Genomic DNA, 19586 nt, shown 5'->3' with positions numbered 1-19586 from the left:
ATGCCCAAAGCCGCCTTTGCTCCAATTGGAGAGGGGCGGCTTTGGGCATTTTTTCATATTGATAAACGCAAAAAATTGATAAACGCAAAAAAGCGTGCTATATTGGTATAGCATGCGCGCAAATTTAATGTATAAATTTAAATTTACCCTAATTTTATTCTACAGAAAAAAGAGCGCCGCGTCAACCCCCATTTTTACAAAAAGGAGTGCTGGTTATGGAGAAGGAGCTTCACCAAGAGCTGGAGCGGGAGCAGGAACGGTTGGACCGTGTCATGGAAGTCCTCGCAGAGAGCATTGGCGAACTGGAGGAGGATACCTCACGCCGCAGAAAGGAGGTTGTCGAGTTCCGCAAGCATTTCTGGGAGGACGTCACGGTGAACGTGGATAATTTCGACGATTTTCTGGAAACGGTGATCAGCTTGCGCCAGCAGGCCGAAGTATTGTCATTAAGCCAAAGCAGCCATCGCCAAGCCTCCAAACGCCGGGCGGCGCTGCTGCGGATGCAGGAGAACCCCTACTTCGGACGGATCGATTTTGCGGAGGAAGGGGAGCCGGAGACGGAACGGGTCTATATTGGCGTATCTTCTTTAATGGATCCAAGCGGGGAGAAGTTTCTAATCTACGATTGGCGGGCTCCCATCTCCAGCGTGTATTACGATTACGGGCCGGGTCCAGCCCAGTATAATACGCCCGGCGGGACGATCCGCGGGGAACTGAAGCGGAAATGGCAGTATCTCATTCGCCGCGGACGGATTGAATCGATGTTTGACACCTCGCTGACGATTGGGGACGAGGTGCTGCAGCAGGTGCTCGGGCGTACGGCCAATACGCAGATGCGCAGCATCGTGGCTACGATCCAGCAGGAGCAGAACCGGATCATCCGGCATGATCAAGGCCGGTTGCTGATCGTGCAAGGCGCCGCCGGCAGCGGGAAAACGTCCGCGGCTTTGCAGCGGATCGCGTATTTGCTGTACAAATACCGCGACCGGATGACGGCCGATCAGATCGTGTTATTTTCACCCAATGCGATGTTTCAGACTTACGTATCCGGCGTGCTTCCCGAGCTTGGAGAGGAAAATATGCAGCAGGTGACGTTCCAGGAATACCTGGATCACCGGCTTAGCAAGATGTTCGAGGTCGAGGATGCTTACGCGCAGTTGGAATACGTGCTGACGGCGAAAGAGGATCCGGATTACCAGGCGCGATTGGCCGCGATCCGGTTGAAGGCGTCGGTGTCTTTCTTCGAGGCGATTCAGGCTTACCGGTCGTCCTTGGAGCAAGGCGGCATGAAGTTCCAGCCGATCCAATTCCGCGGGGAGACCTTGGTGTCGGCGGAAGAAATGGCAGAGCGTTTTTACGGCGGGGAGGAGTCCCTGAGAATGTCCGGGCGGATCGAACGGCTGACGACATGGCTGAATGAACGTATAGGCGAGATCGAGAAGCAGGAGCGCCGCAAGCCCTGGGTGCAGGACGCGATTGAGCTGCTCAGTAACGAACAATACGAACGGGCCTATGAGCGGATTCGGAAAAAATACGGCTTAACCGAGGATTCCGACGAGGAGATCGATGGCGAACGCTTGGCGAGGGAGCTTGCACGTATGGTCGTGCGCAGAAAGCTGAAGCCGATCCGAGAACAGATCCGGAAACTGCGGTTTATCGATCTGACCGGGGTGTATAAGCAGCTCTTTGAAGATCCAACTCATTCCGGTGCTTGGCTGGAGACGGAGACGCCGGAGGTTCGAGATGCATGGTCGGAGATCTGCCGCATCACATTTCAGAGCCTCGATAAGGGCAAGTTGTTTTATGAGGATACGACGCCATTTTTGCTACTGCATGAGCTGATTCTTGGGTTCCAGGCGAACGTATCCATCCGCCATGTCTTGATTGATGAGGCCCAGGATTACTCCCTGCTTCAGTTTGAGTTTATCAAAAGGCTGTTTCCGGCCGCGAAACTGACGGTACTCGGCGATTTTCATCAGGCGATCTTTGCTCATGCCGCTGAAACGGCGGATTTCCAGGGATTGCTGCGTCTCTATGGGCCAGAGCAAACGGAGACGATCCAGTTGCGGCGAAGCTATCGGTCGACCCGGCCGATCGTCGAGTTTACGCGGAGCTTAATCCCCGGCGGCGAACACATTGAACCGTTTGACCGAAACGGAGAGCTGCCGGTGCTGACGCAGGTGGCTGATTCGGATGAGTTGCACCGACGTATTGAAGCCAGAGTCGCTGAATTGAAAGAGCAAGGGGCAGCTACGATCGCGATCATCTGCCGGTCGGCAGCGGAGAGTGCAGCCGCTTATGAGGACTTGCGGGGAGACCGAATCGCCGAGCTCAAGCTGGTCACCCGTGATTCAGTCGAATACAAGCAAGGCGTGGTGGTCATCCCTGCTTATTTAGCCAAAGGCATCGAGTTCGACGCGGTGATCCTTTACGATGCTTCGGCAAGCTCTTATGGAGAGGAAAACGTGCGGAGATTGTTTTATACGGCGTGCACCCGGGCAATGCATCATTTGCAGTTGTTTAGTGTAGGTGCAGCAAGTCCGTTTATGGAGCCAGCGATTACCCAGGGGCTTGTGTTGGTTGAGCCGTAAGGCGGGAGAAGCCAAGGATGAATTAGACGTGATCCCATTGACATCTCGTTATAGGAGGAATATATTGGAAGTAGTAAGTGATAAGTAGTAAGTAGTAAGTGAATGGTCAAATCTCGGAACTTTGAAATGTGGTTCGTGTTGGTGGATCTCATCGATTCCTGAACGAGAGGGGAGTTTAGCGATGGCAGAGTCGAAGGAGCTTACTTTGGTCCAGCGTTTCTCGATGATTGCGCTGAATGCACAGCGAAGCAACATGATGACAACCGTGAAGAAAATCTCGCTCCGTGCGATGGCGGCAGCGGTCATCCTGGAGGTGCACTTGGAAGGCGGCATCGCCGCTGCGAATGGCAACATCGAGGATGCACCCGTGCCGGGGAAGGACAATTTGCACGTAGACTTGGCTTACCGGGAATTGATTTGGCAGTCCGTTCGATCGAAAGCGCGTGGACGTCAACTTCCGCTCACGTGGTGGTTGAAGCGAGCCGCTTCGTTGCCCAAGCGAACATTGACTCGTTTTGAGCGTGTCATGGCTAAGAGCCTTTTCGATCTGGGCATGTTGGAGGAGATTCCGAATTTGCTCGGGTGTGATATGTTTTACGAGTCGGCAGGCGTTTCGGTGAAAGAATACCGCTGTCCGATTCATGAATATACGAGGATTACAGAGGAGTTTCGGGCAGAGATTCTGGAGGAGGGGCCCATCAGCGACGATGCGGTTTGCCTGTTGTGGCTGCTGCGCGAAAGCGGCTGTTTGCCGGATCTCTTTTCGCGGAATGAGCTGGATCTTGTGGCGTTAAGAATTAACGAGTTGAACGCAAACTCTTCGCTGGCCCAAACCATCTTACCGCTTCAAATCTACCGGGGATGGGAATTAGGAGTAAAACATGCGTTGCGGATAAAAAGAAGCTTTATACGCACGACGGTCGGTACCGGCTTGCTTTTCCTGTTTCCGTTGCTGGACCGCTCGCAAGCGGTTTTTATTGAGACGGAGGCCTGGTTCTCCGACTCCAAGCACCGGCTGGAAGCCGTCAGAAAGCGGCTTGAGTCGCAAGGCCATATATTTACCGTGCTGAAGGACGGGGAGATTCCGATGATCAAAATCAACAATCTGGTGTATGAAGCGGTCCCGCATTTTGTGACGGTGCGCATTCCGATTCAAGGGGTGCGGCTGCTTCCGAAACGCCCGATCTAAAGGAGTTCTGCCCCATGTCCAGACAACGATCCATGGAAGTCATTCAAGCTTCGGAATTCGTCACGATTGGCGAACTGGCTCGATTGACGGCAACCCGCTACAGCACGTTGAAGTTCTACACAGAGGAAGGGATGCTGCCGTTCGAGCAAGCCGAAGAGAATTTGACGCGTCGATACCGGCGGGAAGAGACGGTAGAGCGGATCTTTCGGATCAAGCAACTGCGTTCCGAGGGGATGTCCATCCCGGAGATCAAGGCGAAGCTGATGACGGAATCTTAGAAGCATATGATAAGAATGACCCTGCGAATGGCGGGGTTTTCTTTTTTCAGATATCAGAAAGTATACACTTCGGGGCATTGGCATCCTGATATCGCAAGAAAAACTTCCGATCAACGCGGTCTGTCTACTTTGAATGTACGTCGATAAACGTTTTTCTTATAACAGAATCGTTGCTATCGCCCCCTCAGGATCGGTTGTATAATTATGGAAGACTCCAGCCTCTACAGGAATTTCAGAGAATCCTATTATGAGAAAGGGGGATGCTGCGGAATGAAGCGCGGTCTTCAGGTGACCAAATCATTAACTTCTTTCCCGCCAGCCCTAGATATGAAATCTAGATCCGAATTAGTGAATGAATTGGGCATTGCGAAATATGACCTGAGTCAATTCATCGTATGATCGATGTTAAGGGGGAATTTACATGCGAAGAAACGTAGATGAGAAGCTTCGGATTGAACTATTCGAGCTTAGTCATTCCGAAGCTTTGTTTAAGCTCATTCAATCGAACCGGGATCATTTTGGCAAGTGGCTTGAATTCCCTCATCACACCCATACCGTTAACGATACCAGAGCGTTCATTGCTAGAACGATACAGAAACAGGCCTCCGGGAATGGAGGTTGGTGCGGCATCTGGCAGGAGCACCAATTAATCGGAGCCATTGGGTTAGTACAAATCAACCGGAAGGATCAAACAACCGAAATCGGGTATTACCTCGCGCAGGAATATGAAGGGAAAGGAATTATCATCCGATCGTGCCGTGAAGTCATAAAGTATATATTTGAAGAGTTGGCACTTCATCGAATCGAGCTTCGAGTTCACCCCGACAATGCAAGAAGTCGAAAAATCCCGGAAAGACTCGGATTTGTTCAGGAAGGGATTTTGCGTCAAGCGGAATGGTTCATTGACCGTTACATCGATAAAGTGATTTACGGGCTCTTAAAAGAGGAGTGGAATCCAGGCATATGATGATCAGAGCGGAAGAACCTAGAGATGTCCAAACGAATTGAACGGATTCAGGGGGACCTCCACTATCCAAAGGCCTTTTTTGAGAAATGAGCCAGGAGGAAGTGTTGTTCGCAGAATGAATGATTTTGAGCGTGTATATGAGATCATGTCCGCATCCTTTCCGGAGATCGAATATCGAACCAAATCCGGGCAAATGGAGTTGTTGTGGCATCCGGAATATCGGCTGATCACCGAGTCGGATGAGAAGGGACAGATTATCGCTTTTTTGGCGGCTTGGGAATTTCCGACCTTTCGATTTATTGAGCATCTTGCCGTAGATCCCTCTGTGAGAGGAGGGGGAATTGGGAAAAGGTTGGTAGATACATTTTTGAAGTCTTCTGACAAACTGACCATATTAGAGGTGGAACTTCCGGAAAATAACGTCTCCTGCAGACGGATCCGGTTTTACGAACGGCTTGGCTTCCATCTCAACGATTACAGCTATGTCCAGCCGCCGCTGCGGTCCGGTGGAGCCGAGCTTCCTCTGAAAATTATGAGTTACCCGAAACCTCTCACTCAAGAGGAGTTCCTCGCGTGCAGAGCGCTTATTTATAGCAAAGTATATCGCGTGCCTGAGGCGTAACATGGGCCATCCTGCGAAATAACAACAACGGAGGGATGAGATGAAACGTTTTTATCTAATTAGGCATTGCAAAGCGAATGGGCAGGAGCCCTCGGCGGAACTCACAGAAGAGGGACGTCAGCAAGCGGAGCAACTGGCTGATGTTTTGTATGACAGACCGATTGACCGCATCGTTACCAGCCCTTATCTTCGAGCCGTTTCCACGATCCAACCGTTAGCAGAACGATTGGGCTTACCTATCTATCAGGATGATCGGCTCTGTGAGCGAGTTTTGGCTTCTCATGAATTGCCGGACTGGATGGATCATTTAAGTAAATCGTTTGACGATCTCGATTTGAAGCTGCCCGGAGGGGAATCTTCACGTGAGGCGATGAACCGGGGAGTCTCTGCCATCAAGGACCTGATTCAACGGCCAGAGGAGAATATGGCTGTCGTTACCCACGGGAATTTGATGTCCTTAATCTTGAAACACTATACTGGTTCATTTGGGTTCAAGGCATGGAGCCGGCTGACGAATCCAGATGTGTACCTGCTTGAATTCTCTAGCAGCGGGGGGACGGATATCCAACGTTTCTGGATCTAGACTGACAACGAAGCGAAGGAGGTGTAAGCCTTGTCTGGACACGAAGAAATGTTAAACGGTGGAAACGTCAATCAGGTCGTGAAAGTAGGGGGAACAGTTCGGAAAGCGAATTAAAAGAAGGCCTGATCTATTTTACTTTGAGGAGAAGAACCTTTTAAGCATATACCCGAAACCAAGGCGTCTCTAGAAAACGGGTAGAGGCGGGAGAAGCTTGGGCCAAATCGCTGGGTTGTAAGGAGATCGGCTCGGATACGGAGCAGGACAATCGCGGGAGTCAAGCGTTTCATCAACGCATTGGATTTAGGGAAGCTGGCAGAATCGTGGCGTTTATTAAAGCCATTGATTGACCTCGAAAGGAAAGGATGAATTAATATGTCCCATCTCATCGGAAAGCAAGTGGTTTTTAGACAATATCGTGATTCGGACTTGGACTATAGCATTTTCATGAGTGTATTAAAAAGCGAGTTTGAGCAGCACTCATGAATCGCTTTGTAATTATGACGGTCGGAATGACGCATAGCGGAAAAACGACATTTGCCGCGGAGCTGGAAATCGCCATGGAGCCTGATGCAGTCGTCATTGATCAGGATAATCATGCAGCATTTATTAACGCCCATTATCGGAAGCTGCGACCCTCAGAAGGGCCAAACACGTTAAAATTCTCCATCACTAACACGATTGTGACGTATGCGGTAGATCATAGTTCCATGCACATCATTTTAAGCAATTCGAATCTGCATGAACCCTCGCGAAGGGATGTGCTTCGCTTTTTTCAGGAGAAGGGGTTTAAGAGCATTTTGGTTTACTTTGATGTGCCCTTTAAATTACTAGAGGAACGAATCAAAAGGACTCAGAGAAGTAAAGCGATCTTTCGGAATGCGTCTAGTTTTCAGGAAGTCTTAGATCGACAAAGAGGCTTAAAACTGGATCGACCGACTCCAGAAGAAGCGGATTATTTCTTTGTCATCAAGGATCCGTGCGACATCCCTGCAATCATTGCGCAGATCAAGAAACTCATTACATTGAACGAAGTGAGTTTGCCCAAAAAGCTATAGCCCAAAAGTACAGGAGGGGATCGGCAACGGCCGGTTTCCTCCTGTTCCGATTTTTTTGGGGCGATATAAGGTCGTTGTCTGGAATTCCTCCCGCTTCTACCATAAAGGGGAAACAGTAAGGCTTCTTAGTCCGTCTTGCGAATCCCTTGCATAGAAGAGGTGACGAAAAATGAAAACGATATCGGAGTTGGAGCAGCGGTTAAGCGAGCCCTCAGACCGGCTGATTCGGGATCTGGCCCAACTGGACGGCGATGTGCTGATTCTTGGGGTCGGTGGAAAAATGGGCCCCAGCTTGGCGAAGCTGCTCGCCCGGGGCTTGGCCGCCGCAGGGAAGACCACGAAGGTCACCGGCGTGTCGCGGTTTTCTTCAGGAACGCTGCGGGAAGAGCTGGAGGCTGCCGGCATTCGCACCATTTCAGCGGACCTGCTGGATGAAACCGCGATGTCGCACTTGCCGGAGGCGCCAAATGTGATTTACATGGCTGGCCATAAGTTTGGAACGACCGGGCGCGAGTATTATACCTGGGCAATGAACGCTTATTTGCCAGGGCGGGTCGCGGAGAAGTTTAAGGCGTCGCGGATCGTCGCTTTCTCGTCCGGCAATATTTATCCGCTGACGGAGATCACGAAAGGCGGGGCTTCCGAAGAAACCGCGCCTGCGCCGATTGGTGAATACGCGCAATCCTGCTTGGGGCGGGAGCGGGTGTTTGAGTATTTTTCTCGTAAAAACGGTACTCCGCTGGTCAACTTCCGGCTGAATTATGCGATTGATATGCGTTACGGCATCTTGCTGGAGGTCGCCAAAGCGGTGAAGGAGCGGGAGCCCATCGACCTGAATATGGGCATGGTCAACGTCATTTGGCAGGGGGACGCCAATGAAATGGCGATTCGCTCGCTGCTCCATTGTGCTTCACCGCCGAAGACGATCAATGTCACCGGACCGGAGACCGTATCGATCCGTTGGCTGGCCGAACGGTTTGGCGAAGCCTTCGGGATCCAGCCGATATTCACCGGGGAGGAACAGCCGACCGCATTATTGAGCAATGCCTCCACCTCCCATGCTTTATGGGGGTATCCGCTAGTTTCCTTGAGACAAATGATGCATTGGACGGTCGAGTGGATTGAGGCCGGGGGCGCAACTTTAGGCAAACCTACGCATTTTCAGGAAAGGGGAGGGGTGTTCTGATGGGCGAGCAACCGCAGTTGAAACCTGAACTGAACCAGCTGCTGCATCGCGGAACCGTGATCCCCGCGCACCCGCTGGCGCTGGACGCGGCGCGCCGGTTGGATGAGCGGCGGCAACGCGCGTTAACGCGGTATTACATCGCCGCCGGCAGCGGCGGAATCGCGGTCGGTGTCCACTCGACGCAATTCCAGATCCGCGACCCTGAGATCGGCCTGTTTGAACCGGTGCTCCGCCTGGCCGCCGAGGAGGTGGATGCCGCCGGGCTTCAGCGCCCGTTCCTCAAGGTGGCGGGCATTTGCGGCCCAACCGACCAGGCCGTTCGCGAAGCCGAGCTGGCCGCCGGGCTCGGCTACGACCTGGGGCTGGTCAGCAACGGCGGGCTGGCGGACTACAGCGAAGCCGAGCTGCTCCGCCGTACGGAAGCGATCTCGGAGGTGCTTCCCGTCTGCGGCTTCTATTTGCAGCCGGCCGTTGGGGGAAGGCGGCTTAGTTTTGCGTTTTGGCGCGAACTGGCCGAGCTGCCGGGGGTGAAGGCGATCAAAATCGCCCCCTTTAACCGTTACCAAACGCTGGATGTGGTACGGGCGATTTGCGAATCCAGCCGCCGGGACGACATTGCCTTGTATACGGGGAATGACGATAACATCGTTGCCGATTTGCTGATGGTCTACCAATGCCGCACCGCCGCGGGGCAAACGGTGGAGAAGCGAATCGTTGGCGGCCTGCTGGGTCACTGGGCAGTGTGGACGTCCAAAGCGGTGGAGCTGCTAGAGGAAATCCTCGCTCTCCGTGAAAGCGGAGCCCCGATTCCTTCGGAGCTGCTAACCCGCGGCATCCGAATTACCGATGCGAATGCAGCTTTTTTTGATGCGGCGAACGGGTTTAAGGGCTGTCTTCCCGGCATTCATGAAGTGCTGCGGCGCCAAGGCTTGCTGTACGGGAGATGGTGCCTCGATCCGGAGGAAGAGCTGTCGCCGGGACAAATTGAAGAAATTGATCGCGTCTATCGCGCATATCCTGATCTTAATGATGATCAGTTTGTCCAAGCCGGGTTGCAGCAATGGCTGGGTCATTAACGTGTGTGGCTTGAGAGCGGTCAGGAACCCTTGGCCGAATGAGGAGACATGAGGGAGGCAAGCAGAATCCATGGCGCTTAAGAAGCAGGGAAGCTTGGAAACACGGCGTTTTTATTGGAATGAGGAGGATCGAACATTTATCGTGGATGCCTGCCGCAGGCATTGGCCGGAGGAAGTGGAGCAGGTGCTGCACCGGGCCAGGTTGGCTGCGCGGAACACGTTTATTTTCACCCATCGCTGGGATATGGAACGATGCGAAGAGGAAGTTACCTTCGAGAACGGGATCAATTGGTATTACCGGCATAACGAGGATTTGGAATGGCTGGTGATGCTGAACCGCGCGAGGTACATGGGCGAGCTGGGGCAAGCGTATTGGTTAACCGGCGATGAATCGTACGCTCTGGCGTATATTCGGCTGCTGAAGGATTGGATGACGCAGAATCCACTGACGGAAGACGAAGTGCGGGAAAGCGCGGACCTAAGCTATAACGTCAAGGACACTTGGCGGAAGCTGGACAGCGGCATCCGGATCACGCATTGGCTCAAGGGCTATTATTGTGTGCGCGGTTCGAAGCATTGGGGGGCGGAAGAGGAAGCGTTATTCCTCGAAGCGGTCCGACGTCACGGGATGTATCTGAACATCGCTTATACGCCGCATGACCGGCAAAGCAACTGGGGCTTTCTCGAAACGAACGGCTTATTTCAACTGGCGCTCTTGTTCCCTGAACTGGAGGAAGCCGCAACCTGGCTGCAAACCGCGATTGAACGACTGGTTGAGATGTGTCAGCTCCAGGTTTATGATGATGGCCTGCAAAATGAACAAAGCAGCATGTACCACCATGAGGTGCTGCATTGCTTATTTGAATCGGTGTGGCTTGCGGAGCTTAACGGCATTACGTTACCTTCAGTCCTGCGCGATACCTTAAACCGTATGTACACCGCCTCGCTGACGATCGTTCAGCCGGATGGACGCCAGCCGAATTTTAGCGACAGCGACAGTACGGATATCCGCGATGTACTGGCGCGAGGGGCGGTGCTGTACCGACGGGGGGATTTGAAGTCGCAAGCTTACGCTGTGCTGGATTACGAAGGGATCTGGTATTTCACGCAAAAAGGGTTCGAGCTTTACGAGCAACTTGAAGCTAAAGCGCCGGATTTCGTCTCCAAGGAGCTGGCGCAAAGCGGGTATGCCTTCATGCGCAGCGATTGGCATCGGGCGGCCCGTTACCTTTGGTTTGATAACGGGCATATGGATGTGATTCGGGCCCACGGTCATGACGATGCCCTGCACATCAGCCTATTTGCTTACGGCCGCGAGTTTCTGGTTGATCCGGGGCGTTGCACCTATATGGAGAACCGGGATCGTCAGTATTTTAAGGAATCGCTCCAGCATAATACGGTCTCTGTCGACGGGCAGACGATTTCGGACTATGTGGATTCCTGGAAGTGGAACAACGTCGCCCGTTCGCTGGGCCGCGTATGGCGGACCGCTCCGGAATACGATTATGCCCAAGGGGGCCATGACGGCTATTGGCGCTTGTCCCATCCGGTTCAAGTGCTGCGGCAAATCCTGTTCGTCAAGCCGGATTATTGGGTTGTCGTCGACACCTGCCGTTCCCATGGAGACGCGGAGCATGCGTATGCGCTACCCTTTCATTTGGCCGAAGGGCTTGAAGTGCGGTTTCAAGCCGATGGCCATCTCGTCATCGGAGACGCTGGCGACGGCGAGGGACCCGTGCTGCGAATTTTACCGGTTCACCCGGTGAAGATCGACGTGGAACCCAGCTGGATTTCCCGTAACTATAACGAAAGAACTCCGTCCTGCAGAGTGATCCTTCGCCAATCTGGCCAAGGGTTGACGCAGTTTGTTACGGTGTTATACCCTGCCCAGCGGCAGAGCGAGGTACCGCCGGTCATCCGTCTGCTGGACGTACGGGACAGCTACGGTAATACCGTTCCAAAGGAGTTGGCAACGGCCCTGTCGATTACGCATGGCGGCGGGGAGGATGCGGTGTTATTTTCGCACCAGGGTCCTCGAAGTTATCAATTTGCCGGCGTTCACCTCAGCGGCGATGTGCTGCTGGTACGCCGATCTAACGCGGCAGCATCCCCCATTGAATCGTATATCGTTAACGTCTAGCGTGCATACGATTTTGGGGCGATTTAAGGACGTTGAACTCTAATTCGGCGTCCATTACTTTGAAGATAACCACAACACCACTCTCATCGACCTTCTTGAAAAAGCTTACACGGGGTGGAATAAGCAAGGGGGATGGAAATGGGACGTCTGGGTAGAAAGCGGAAAGGCATAGGGGCTATCGTCATATTGACGTTCATGTTGGTCGTATCGGCTTGTTCCGGAGGAGGGAACGGGGCTCCGTCCAGCAATGGCGGCGGTGAGGGACAACCGCAAAATCAACCGCAGGAGGCGGCCGACAAACCGGTGGAGCTGAGACTCGGCTATTATTCCTCGGCGCAAACCGATGCCAAGATGCAGGAGCTGATCGCCAAGTTTCAGGAGAAGCATCCGAATATTAAGATCAAGACGGAGTCTTCACCGTATAATCAGTTCTTCCAGAAGCTCGATACGCAAATCGCTGCCGAAAGCGCGCCCGACCTTTGGTTGTCCGACGGCGTGCTTGTCCCGAAATACGCAGAGCGTGGCGTGTTAAAGGACTTAACCGAATGGATTGAACGGGATTTGCAGAAGGACGACTATTACGGACTTGACTTCAACAAGGACGCGAACGGGAAATATTGGGGCGTCCCGCAGGGCATTCAAATCGCGGTTCTCTACTATAACAAGGACATGTTCGATGAAGCAAAAGTGGAGTACCCAACCGAAGACTGGACCTGGGACGATCTCAAAGCAGCGGCTGAGAAGCTGACCAAGGATTCGAGCGGCGTGTATGCGACCGATCCCGCTTTTGACAAAAACAAAGTGACGCAATACGGCCTAACGTTCTTCAGCATAACAGAAGGCTGGATGACGGTGCTGAAATCGTACGGAGGCGGCGTGTTGGACGAAACGTTGACGAAGTCGATCATCAATACCCCGGAGAACAAGCAAGCGATGGAATGGATCGTAGACGGCATGCAGCGTGAGCTGTTAACAACCCCTTCCGATTTAAAAAGCTTCCAGAGCAACATGGCCCCCTTCCCAAGCAAAGCGGCAGCGATGCGCATCGGGATTTACGCCCGCACGATCGACGCCAACGCGGCAGGGCTTAATTACGACGTGACCTTGCTGCCTAAGGGTCCGGAAGGCAAGCGGTTCTCCCCGGTAATCGCCAACTCCTGGGTCATCAATAAGAAGGCGGAAGGCGCCAAGGGCGAGGCAGCCTGGGAATGGGTGAAATATTGGGCGACCGAAGACGACGTACAAAAAGAATGGGCCAGCTTAGGCGAAGCGGTGCCGGTGAAAAAATCGGTGGCCAACTCTGAGCAATTCTTAAGCGGTAAGCCCGACAACAAGCAGGCGTTCCTGGACAGCTTCGAATTCGCCGGAACGCTGGACGTCAACGCGGTCTGGAGCGAATGGGTCGGCAAGTTTGGAGACAGCATCAACCGGGCTTTCGAAGGCGAGATCAGCGTCGACGAGGCGTTAACTCAGTCGGATAAGGATGTGCAGCAGGTGCTGGACGAATTTTATAAGAAATAAGGCCGGGTTGTACATTTCGATAAGAAAGCGTGATGAACATGGTTGAAAAATCGGTGGAACTTCGGACGGGAGACGTGACTCAGGTCGAGTCTCCTCCGATTCGCCGAAGACGAAGTCGCTTGCATAACGACGGCAAATGGGGGCTCCTGATGGTGACCCCCTATATCATTCATTTTCTCGTGTTTGTACTAGGTTCGCTGCTGGCCTCCTTGTATTTCAGCTTCTCCGAGTATGACATCCTGAATCCGCCGAAATGGACCGGATTGGACAACTACACCAAACTGCTGAACGAGCCGGTTTTCTGGAAAGCGCTGTGGAACACCGTCTATTTCACGATCTTGTTCGTGCCGCTGCAAACCTTTTTCGCCCTCGTCCTGGCGGTGGCGTTAAACCAGAAGCTGCGGGCATTAAAGCTGTTCCGGCTGGCGCATTTTTTGCCGGTCATCTCCTCCTGGACGGTCATTATGTACGTATCGGATGCGGTGTTCAACCCGCGGTTTGGGTTTGCCAATTCACTGCTGCAATCGATCGGCCTAAGTCCGCAAAAATGGCTCCAGGACGAACATCTCGTCATTCCGCTGCTCGTGCTCATCGCGGTGTGGAAGGGCATCGGGTACATTATGGTGATCTATTTGGCCGGACTGCAAAACGTCTCCTCCGAGGTATACGAGGCGGCTGAAATCGACGGTGCGGGGACGATCCAGAAGTTTCGCCGGATTACGGTACCGCTCATTTCGAGCACCACCTTCCTTGTGCTGATCATGAGTACGATCTCAACGTTCCAGGCGTTTGAGCAAATCTACGTCATGACCGGCGGGGCGATGGACGCTTCGTCCGCAGGCGGGCCTAACAAAGCGAGCCTGGTGCTGATGATTTACTTGTATCAGGAGGGCTTCTCGTTCCTGCGCATGGGGTATGCTTCCGCCATCGCCTGGGTGCTGTTCGTGATCCTGTTCTTGCTGACGGTCGTCCAAATGACGCTGCAGAAAAAGTGGGTGCATTACGAATGAAGAAGAAAAAAATCGCCGGTTACATCGTCATCATTTGCAGCTCGCTGATTATGTTTTTGCCTTTTCTCACAACGGTGTTTAACTCCTTGAAAAGCTATGCCCAATACACCAAATTTCCGCCGGAATGGCTGCCTTCGCCGGTGCAGTGGAGCAATTATGCCGAAGTGTGGAAGCTCGGTTCGTTTGGCCAGTATACGATGAACAGTGTCATCATCACGGTGCTGTCGGTGATTGGCGCATTGATTTCCTGCTCCATGGTGGCGTTTGCGTTTGCCCGGCTCAAGTTTCCGTTCAAAAACACCCTGTTCCTCGTCGTTCTCGGTACGATGATGATTCCGCCGGTCGTACTGATCATTCCGCAATTCGTGATCTTCAAGTCGCTGCACTTGCTCGACACGTTGACGCCGCTCTGGCTCATCGAATGGTTGGCTCAGCCGTTTGGTATTTTTCTGATGCGGCAAGCCTTTCTGGGCATCCCCCGGGATTATGAGGAGTCGGCCCGGCTGGACGGCTGCAATCCGATGCAGATTTATTGGCGGATCTTTATACCGATGTGTAAGCCTACCTTCGCGACGCTGGCGGTATTTACATTTATGACAAAATGGAACGAGATTTTGTCCCCCGCCATCTTCTTAACCTCGAAGGAAAACTTTACGCTGCCGATTGGCATCTTGTCTATGGCCGGCCAATGGTCGGGTAATGAACAATATATGGTCGCCGCCGCGTTGATGAGTCTGATTCCGATCCTGCTCGTGTTCTTGTTTGCGGAGAAGTATTTTGTGCAAGGGAGCAATTCCGCGGGTATTAAATAAGGCAGCGGATTTCTGCCAAGGCAGCAATTCACGGAAAAGGAGGGAGCTTATGCGTTACCGGGTTGCATTGATCGGGGCTGGCGGCATTTCGCGCCATCATTTGGACGCGATCCGGCAGTTGGGGCCGGAGCGGCTGACCGCGGTGGCGGTGGCGGAGCCGGATGAGGCGAAGGGGCGGGTGGTGGCTACGGAATATGGCTTGAGATGGTACGACGACTATCGGGAGATGATCATTCAGGAACAGCCGGACATCGCCATTATTGCGTTGCCGCACCATCTGCACGAGGAATGTGCCGTCTTCTGCGCGGCAAACGGCAGCCATCTGCTGCTGGAGAAGCCGATGGCTTTAAGCTCGGCGTCCTGCGACGTCATTCTGAACGCGGTGAGGGAAGCGGGCGTCACATTGATGGTCGGGCACACGCAGCATTATTTGCCGGAGAACCGGCAAGCGAAAGCCTTAATCGGAAGCGGCCGGCTGGGCAAGCTGGTGGCGATTCACGACACCCGGCATAAAGCCTACTTCGAAGAGGACCGGCCGCGTTGGTTCCTGGAGAAGGAGAAGGCGGGCGGCGGCATCCTGATGAATTTGGGCGCCCACTCGATCGACAAAATCCAATGGCTCACCGGCAGCCGGGTGACCAAGGTTAAGGCGGTCCTAAGCTACGAAGCGCCGATCGGTAATGTGGAGGGCAGCGGTGTGGTCCTGGCGGAAACGGAAGGCGGCATCGGTGCAGTGATTGTTCAATCTGGCTATCCCGGTGTGGCGAAAGATGAGACGGAGCTGATTTTTACCGGCGGAATGGCCAGGCTGGTTTCGCACCAGGGACTATGGATCAGCCGTGATGGGCAATACGAGCCGGCAGAGGAATTCCAGGCTCAAGAGGCCGAAGAACCTTTTGCCGCACAGCTTGATGATCTGCTGGATGCGATCGAGCATCACACCGAGCCGGAGTGCTCCGGCGAATACGCCAAGTCCGTGATTTCTGTTCTGGAGGCGGTGTACCGTTCGCAGGAGGAGGGGGCGGAGCAGGTTGTTAAATAACCCAAGAACCCCCGCGATGAAATTCAGCATCTGCTCCACCGGACTCAAAGGGATGATCCTCGAAAAAGTGCTGGAAGCAGCAACCCAGCTGCAGCTTCATGGCGTTGAGCTGTGGGACGGCCATATCGAGGCGTATCTAGACAGCGGCGGCTCGCTTGCGGAGTTAAGGCAGCAACTCACCGCGCACCAGCTTGAAGTACCGGCGATCAGCACGTATGCTGCTTTTTCCAAAAGCAAAGAAGATTGGGAGCAGGATCTCCAGCACATCCAAAGGGCAGCCCACTGGGCGGCAGAGCTGGACTGCCCAAGGGTTCGCACGTTCGCCGGACATCTGCCTTCCCGTGAGGCGAACTCTGCGTTATGGGAGCAAGTTCAATCCGGGTTGTGTGCGGCGTCGGAGGTTTGCGCGCAGTTTGGCATTCGCCTGGCCGTCGAAATGCACAACAATACGCTAGCTGATACGGAGGAGAGCCTCGCAGCACTGCTGGAGCTCGGGGGACCCTCGGTGGAGCTGATTTTCGACGGGTTTAATTTTTTCGTGGATCAGCTGGACCCGTTACCGGCGTTGCTGAAGTTCTATCCCCGAATCACGCACGTTCATGTCAAAAACTACAAATGGAACCACCACGACTGGGCTCAAAGCGTTCCCGTTCCCGTGCTGCAGGGAGACAGCGACCAGCGTACAATTCTGCAAAAGTTGGTGGAGCTGGAGTATGGCGGATTCGTCTCGTTTGAATATTTTGGCGATCAGGTCTTGGAGTTAACGCGGTTGTCCTATCTCGAAGTGGCAAATCAATTCTCCGGCGGAGGTGCAAAACGTCCGTGAATCTGAATGTCGCGGTAATCGGTCCAAGCGACCTGGTGGATAAGGTCGTAGAAGTGGGCAGCTTGTTTCAGGAGCTCACGATGATCCCGACTCCCTATTCGCATGAGCAGGAAACGTTAGGGGTTGTCGCCCGCGTTCGGGAGCAGGCGGACATCTTGTTATTTACGGGACCGATCCCCTATCATCTGGCGCTGGATCGTGAGCCTGGCGTTCCGATGCTGCATGTGCAATATTCCGGGACGGCGTTGTATAAGGTATTGTTTGATTTTTATCGGAGTCGCCTGTTCGATTTGGAGGAGGAAATACGCATCAGTGCGGACGTGCTCTTACTACATGAACTGGAAGAGCAGCTCGGCGAGCTGGGGCTGATGCATCGGAAAATTTATGTCAAACCCTACAGTACCGGAATCCATCATGAAGATTTGGTCGCCTTTCACTATGATTTGTGGAGCCGCGGACTCGTTCATGCCACCGTCACTTGCCTCACTTCGGTATACCAGCAGCTAGTTGAGCTTGGCGTTCCGGCCTTTCGCGTCGTCCCTACGCAATCCGCGATTCGAGACGCCTTGAACCGGGCGTTACTTGAGGGGAAGAGCCTGCGGTTATCCAGCAACCAAATGGCCATCGGCATTTTGAGTATCGACCACTTTGAGCGGGTGGTGAAGGAGGCGGCTTCCGATTACGAAATTCAACGCAAAAAAATCATCCTCCAGCAAATCCTGATCGACTTTGGCGAAGAGACCCAATCCTTGATTAATTGGACGGACTCCAATGAGGTCTCCTTCATTACAACACGCGGAATCATTGAACAAGTGACCCGCAAATTTGAACAGGCCCCGCTGCTGCTGGAAGTGATGGAACGGCTGCAGTGGAAGGCGAGCATCGGGATCGGGTTAGGTCGAACGGCAAATGAGGCGGAAGGGAAGGCCCGCGAGGCGCTCCTGAAAGCCAAAACGAGCGGAGGCGGTAACTGCTTTCTGATGATGCAGGACGGGCAGGTCTACGGGCCAATGGGGTCGGAGCTGACGCTAAAATATTCGGCGCGCAGCGAAGATCCCGAACTGATCTCGATGGCCAAGAAGGCCGGGTTAAGTGTCGGGACGCTCAACCGCTTGATTTCCCTGTGTCGAAGGTTGGACAGCTCCACCTTAACCGCCGCCCAGCTGGCCGAAGGGTTTGGGATTACGCTGCGCAGTGCCCGGCGGATTATGGCCGCGCTGGAGAAATACGAACTGGCCACGATCGTTGGGGAGGAGCAGCCGGTGGGCCGCGGTCGCCCAAGGCAGATATATGCGCTGCATATCGACGGATTTTTTTGACGGGGCAAAAATAGGTGTTTCGACGGATAAAACGGGCGCTCGGTCGGCATACAATTGGGGATATACACGATGCAAAGGGGATGAAGCCGATGGACCGCCTGATACTGCCCGCCGTGCCCAACATCCGTCTCAGCGATGAGGCGCGAATCCGTCGCGACTACGAACGGTTCCGGCATACCGGTCTTCCGGACCGGGTTGAAGCATATCTGTTGGAGGAATATGGCATCGACGTATCCTCGAATTATGGACCGGCCCCGATCAAGAACCCGTTTGGGAAAGCCGCCGGTCAGCTGTCGCTGAATGATTCCCAAGTCCGTACCGATGCGCAGACGGGCTTGGGGTTTGTCGTCCTTAAGACGGTGATCGCGGAAAACGGACAAGGCCAGCGTTCGATGGAGGCTTGGGCCATCAAGGATACACGGATGAAGGTGGAGCCCATCGTAGGGAAGGAAACGGGCGAAACCGGTTGGAACGTGACCTGGAACGGACGAGGTTGGCATGGGACTTTTGCAGAATACTTGCGCTTTGTCTCCGCCTCCCTGCAAATTGGACGGGAATGGGGAACCGTTGTCGTGCCCTCCTGCAAATATCATTTGCCGGCAGGGGACGACGATTTCGCGTTGGAGGAATATCACTACAGCACGCAGAGCTTGGCTCAGGTATGGCAGCAAGCCGGAGAAGCGGGGCCGCTTCAATTGGAAAAAGATTTTAGCCCAACCCTGGCCGGCTCGGACCGGGCGATGCAGCAGGAGGCAATTCTGCGGTGGTATCGCGAGGTGCCTAAGCTGATCCGATCGGCTTTGCCGCCGGGCGAAATTCTGCTGGGCATCAAGCTGATGAATACGGTGTTTGATGATGACTTCCAGCTTCAAACGATCCGGACGTTGATTGAGGAAGGCGAGGCTCGGCCGGATTACCTGATTTATGCCAACCGATTATATGACCGCACGCGTCTGGATTCCGGGGGAGGCGGGGCTGCCTACGGCGGGCCCGATCTAAGCCGGCGGAATCTGTGCATGCTATCCCGATTACGCAGGCTGGAGCTGCAAGGAAAACTATCAGCTCCGGTTCCGGTCATTTCGGGGACAGGGGATGTTCGCTCCGGCAAGATGGCCTTGGAATACGCGCTGCGCGGTGCGACAAGCTTGCAGATGCACACCTTATTCCAACTCCCCTCCAGCGCGTATGGCATGACCCGCGGCAGCAAGACGCAGCGGGCGTTGCATGAGCTGTATTTTCATCCGGAGAACGGGTTGGTGACTTGGATGCTTCATTTAAGAGAGACCGGGGAGATCGGATACCGGGAAGGAATCGCTGCTTTCCGCGACGTGACCACCTGGTATCAAAAACAGGGACGTGATTTCTTCCT

At 53.8% G+C, this 19586-nt stretch carries 17 protein-coding genes and 1 pseudogene; all 18 read left to right on the top strand.

Translation table 11 applies throughout. The features are described from left to right. Positions 1-215 precede the first annotated feature (215 nt). The gene (helD, locus tag M3G15_RS14105; protein WP_260071292.1) at positions 216-2591 is read left to right on the top strand and encodes an RNA polymerase recycling motor HelD; all 2376 of its coding nucleotides are present in this window, start codon (positions 216-218) and stop codon (positions 2589-2591) included. A 181-nt stretch (positions 2592-2772) separates the two neighbouring features. After that, positions 2773-3780: a GPP34 family phosphoprotein gene (locus M3G15_RS14100; protein ID WP_260071291.1), complete on the top strand. Its 1008-nt coding sequence runs from the start codon at positions 2773-2775 to the stop codon at positions 3778-3780. A 14-nt stretch (positions 3781-3794) separates the two neighbouring features. Beyond that, positions 3795-4058 carry a helix-turn-helix domain-containing protein gene (locus tag M3G15_RS14095; protein WP_260071290.1) on the top strand — a complete coding sequence of 88 codons (264 nt, stop codon included), beginning with the start codon at positions 3795-3797 and terminating at the stop codon, positions 4056-4058. A gap of 421 nt (positions 4059-4479) precedes the next feature. Then, complete coding sequence (locus tag M3G15_RS14090; RefSeq protein ID WP_260071289.1) at positions 4480-5025, top strand: GNAT family N-acetyltransferase; 546 nt, start codon at positions 4480-4482, stop codon at positions 5023-5025. Between the two features lie 115 nt (positions 5026-5140). After that, on the top strand, positions 5141-5647 hold the full coding sequence (locus tag M3G15_RS14085; protein WP_260071288.1) for a GNAT family N-acetyltransferase: 507 nt from the start codon (positions 5141-5143) through the stop codon (positions 5645-5647). A gap of 40 nt (positions 5648-5687) precedes the next feature. Next, positions 5688-6230, top strand: coding sequence for a histidine phosphatase family protein (locus M3G15_RS14080; RefSeq protein ID WP_260071287.1), 543 nt, complete (start codon positions 5688-5690; stop codon positions 6228-6230). 179 nt (positions 6231-6409) lie between these two features. After that, positions 6410-6577: pseudogene (locus M3G15_RS14075) on the top strand (GNAT family N-acetyltransferase); the annotation flags it as partial. Between the two features lie 132 nt (positions 6578-6709). Next, the gene (locus tag M3G15_RS14070) at positions 6710-7285 is read left to right on the top strand and encodes an ATP-binding protein (RefSeq protein ID WP_260071286.1); all 576 of its coding nucleotides are present in this window, start codon (positions 6710-6712) and stop codon (positions 7283-7285) included. 169 nt (positions 7286-7454) lie between these two features. After that, positions 7455-8471, top strand: a complete 1017-nt coding sequence (locus M3G15_RS14065) for an NAD-dependent epimerase/dehydratase family protein (RefSeq protein WP_260071285.1) — start codon at positions 7455-7457, stop codon at positions 8469-8471. After that, a complete protein-coding gene (locus tag M3G15_RS14060) occupies positions 8471-9547 on the top strand; it encodes a dihydrodipicolinate synthase family protein (RefSeq protein WP_260071284.1) in 1077 nt (358 codons plus the stop codon). Before M3G15_RS14065 ends, M3G15_RS14060 begins: the two co-directional genes overlap by 1 nt. A gap of 70 nt (positions 9548-9617) precedes the next feature. Beyond that, positions 9618-11687: an alginate lyase family protein gene (locus M3G15_RS14055; RefSeq protein WP_260071283.1), complete on the top strand. Its 2070-nt coding sequence runs from the start codon at positions 9618-9620 to the stop codon at positions 11685-11687. 138 nt (positions 11688-11825) lie between these two features. Next, the gene (locus M3G15_RS14050) at positions 11826-13208 is read left to right on the top strand and encodes an ABC transporter substrate-binding protein (RefSeq protein ID WP_260071282.1); all 1383 of its coding nucleotides are present in this window, start codon (positions 11826-11828) and stop codon (positions 13206-13208) included. A gap of 38 nt (positions 13209-13246) precedes the next feature. Next, positions 13247-14218: a carbohydrate ABC transporter permease gene (locus M3G15_RS14045; protein WP_260071281.1), complete on the top strand. Its 972-nt coding sequence runs from the start codon at positions 13247-13249 to the stop codon at positions 14216-14218. Continuing rightward, positions 14215-15030: a carbohydrate ABC transporter permease gene (locus M3G15_RS14040; RefSeq protein WP_260071280.1), complete on the top strand. Its 816-nt coding sequence runs from the start codon at positions 14215-14217 to the stop codon at positions 15028-15030. The genes M3G15_RS14045 and M3G15_RS14040 overlap by 4 nt, the downstream gene beginning before the upstream one ends. Positions 15031-15079: 49 nt before the next feature. Further along, positions 15080-16072 carry a Gfo/Idh/MocA family protein gene (locus M3G15_RS14035; protein ID WP_260071279.1) on the top strand — a complete coding sequence of 331 codons (993 nt, stop codon included), beginning with the start codon at positions 15080-15082 and terminating at the stop codon, positions 16070-16072. After that, positions 16062-16898 (top strand): sugar phosphate isomerase/epimerase family protein, encoded by an 837-nt coding sequence (locus M3G15_RS14030; RefSeq protein ID WP_260071278.1) that lies wholly within the window; start codon positions 16062-16064, stop codon positions 16896-16898. Before M3G15_RS14035 ends, M3G15_RS14030 begins: the two co-directional genes overlap by 11 nt. Continuing rightward, positions 16895-18217, top strand: a complete 1323-nt coding sequence (locus M3G15_RS14025) for a helix-turn-helix domain-containing protein (RefSeq protein ID WP_260071277.1) — start codon at positions 16895-16897, stop codon at positions 18215-18217. The genes M3G15_RS14030 and M3G15_RS14025 overlap by 4 nt, the downstream gene beginning before the upstream one ends. Before the next feature lie 89 nt (positions 18218-18306). Continuing rightward, positions 18307-19586 (top strand): hypothetical protein (locus tag M3G15_RS14020; RefSeq protein ID WP_260071276.1); only part of this gene is annotated, 1280 nt, incomplete at its 3' end.

The organism is Paenibacillus sp. p3-SID1389 (assembly GCF_025151705.1).
Classification (GTDB): Bacteria; Bacillota; Bacilli; order Paenibacillales; family Paenibacillaceae; genus Fontibacillus; species Fontibacillus phoenicis.
This window is presented reverse-complemented; position numbering and strand designations above follow the sequence as displayed.

Excerpts from the sequence above, each read along its gene's own strand:
- M3G15_RS14100 (WP_260071291.1), top strand. The coding sequence starts at position 2,773 with ATGGCAGAGTCGAAGGAGCTTACTTTGGTCCAGCGTTTCTCGATGATT.
- M3G15_RS14090 (WP_260071289.1), top strand. The coding sequence starts at position 4,480 with ATGCGAAGAAACGTAGATGAGAAGCTTCGGATTGAACTATTCGAGCTT.
- M3G15_RS14050 (WP_260071282.1), top strand. The coding sequence starts at position 11,826 with ATGGGACGTCTGGGTAGAAAGCGGAAAGGCATAGGGGCTATCGTCATA.
- M3G15_RS14070 (WP_260071286.1), top strand. The coding sequence starts at position 6,710 with ATGAATCGCTTTGTAATTATGACGGTCGGAATGACGCATAGCGGAAAA.
- M3G15_RS14080 (WP_260071287.1), top strand. The coding sequence starts at position 5,688 with ATGAAACGTTTTTATCTAATTAGGCATTGCAAAGCGAATGGGCAGGAG.
- M3G15_RS14065 (WP_260071285.1), top strand. The coding sequence starts at position 7,455 with ATGAAAACGATATCGGAGTTGGAGCAGCGGTTAAGCGAGCCCTCAGAC.
- M3G15_RS14045 (WP_260071281.1), top strand. The coding sequence starts at position 13,247 with ATGGTTGAAAAATCGGTGGAACTTCGGACGGGAGACGTGACTCAGGTC.
- M3G15_RS14035 (WP_260071279.1), top strand. The coding sequence starts at position 15,080 with ATGCGTTACCGGGTTGCATTGATCGGGGCTGGCGGCATTTCGCGCCAT.
- M3G15_RS14040 (WP_260071280.1), top strand. The coding sequence starts at position 14,215 with ATGAAGAAGAAAAAAATCGCCGGTTACATCGTCATCATTTGCAGCTCG.
- M3G15_RS14060 (WP_260071284.1), top strand. The coding sequence starts at position 8,471 with ATGGGCGAGCAACCGCAGTTGAAACCTGAACTGAACCAGCTGCTGCAT.
- M3G15_RS14095 (WP_260071290.1), top strand. The coding sequence starts at position 3,795 with ATGTCCAGACAACGATCCATGGAAGTCATTCAAGCTTCGGAATTCGTC.
- M3G15_RS14055 (WP_260071283.1), top strand. The coding sequence starts at position 9,618 with ATGGCGCTTAAGAAGCAGGGAAGCTTGGAAACACGGCGTTTTTATTGG.
- M3G15_RS14085 (WP_260071288.1), top strand. The coding sequence starts at position 5,141 with ATGAATGATTTTGAGCGTGTATATGAGATCATGTCCGCATCCTTTCCG.
- helD (WP_260071292.1), top strand. The coding sequence starts at position 216 with ATGGAGAAGGAGCTTCACCAAGAGCTGGAGCGGGAGCAGGAACGGTTG.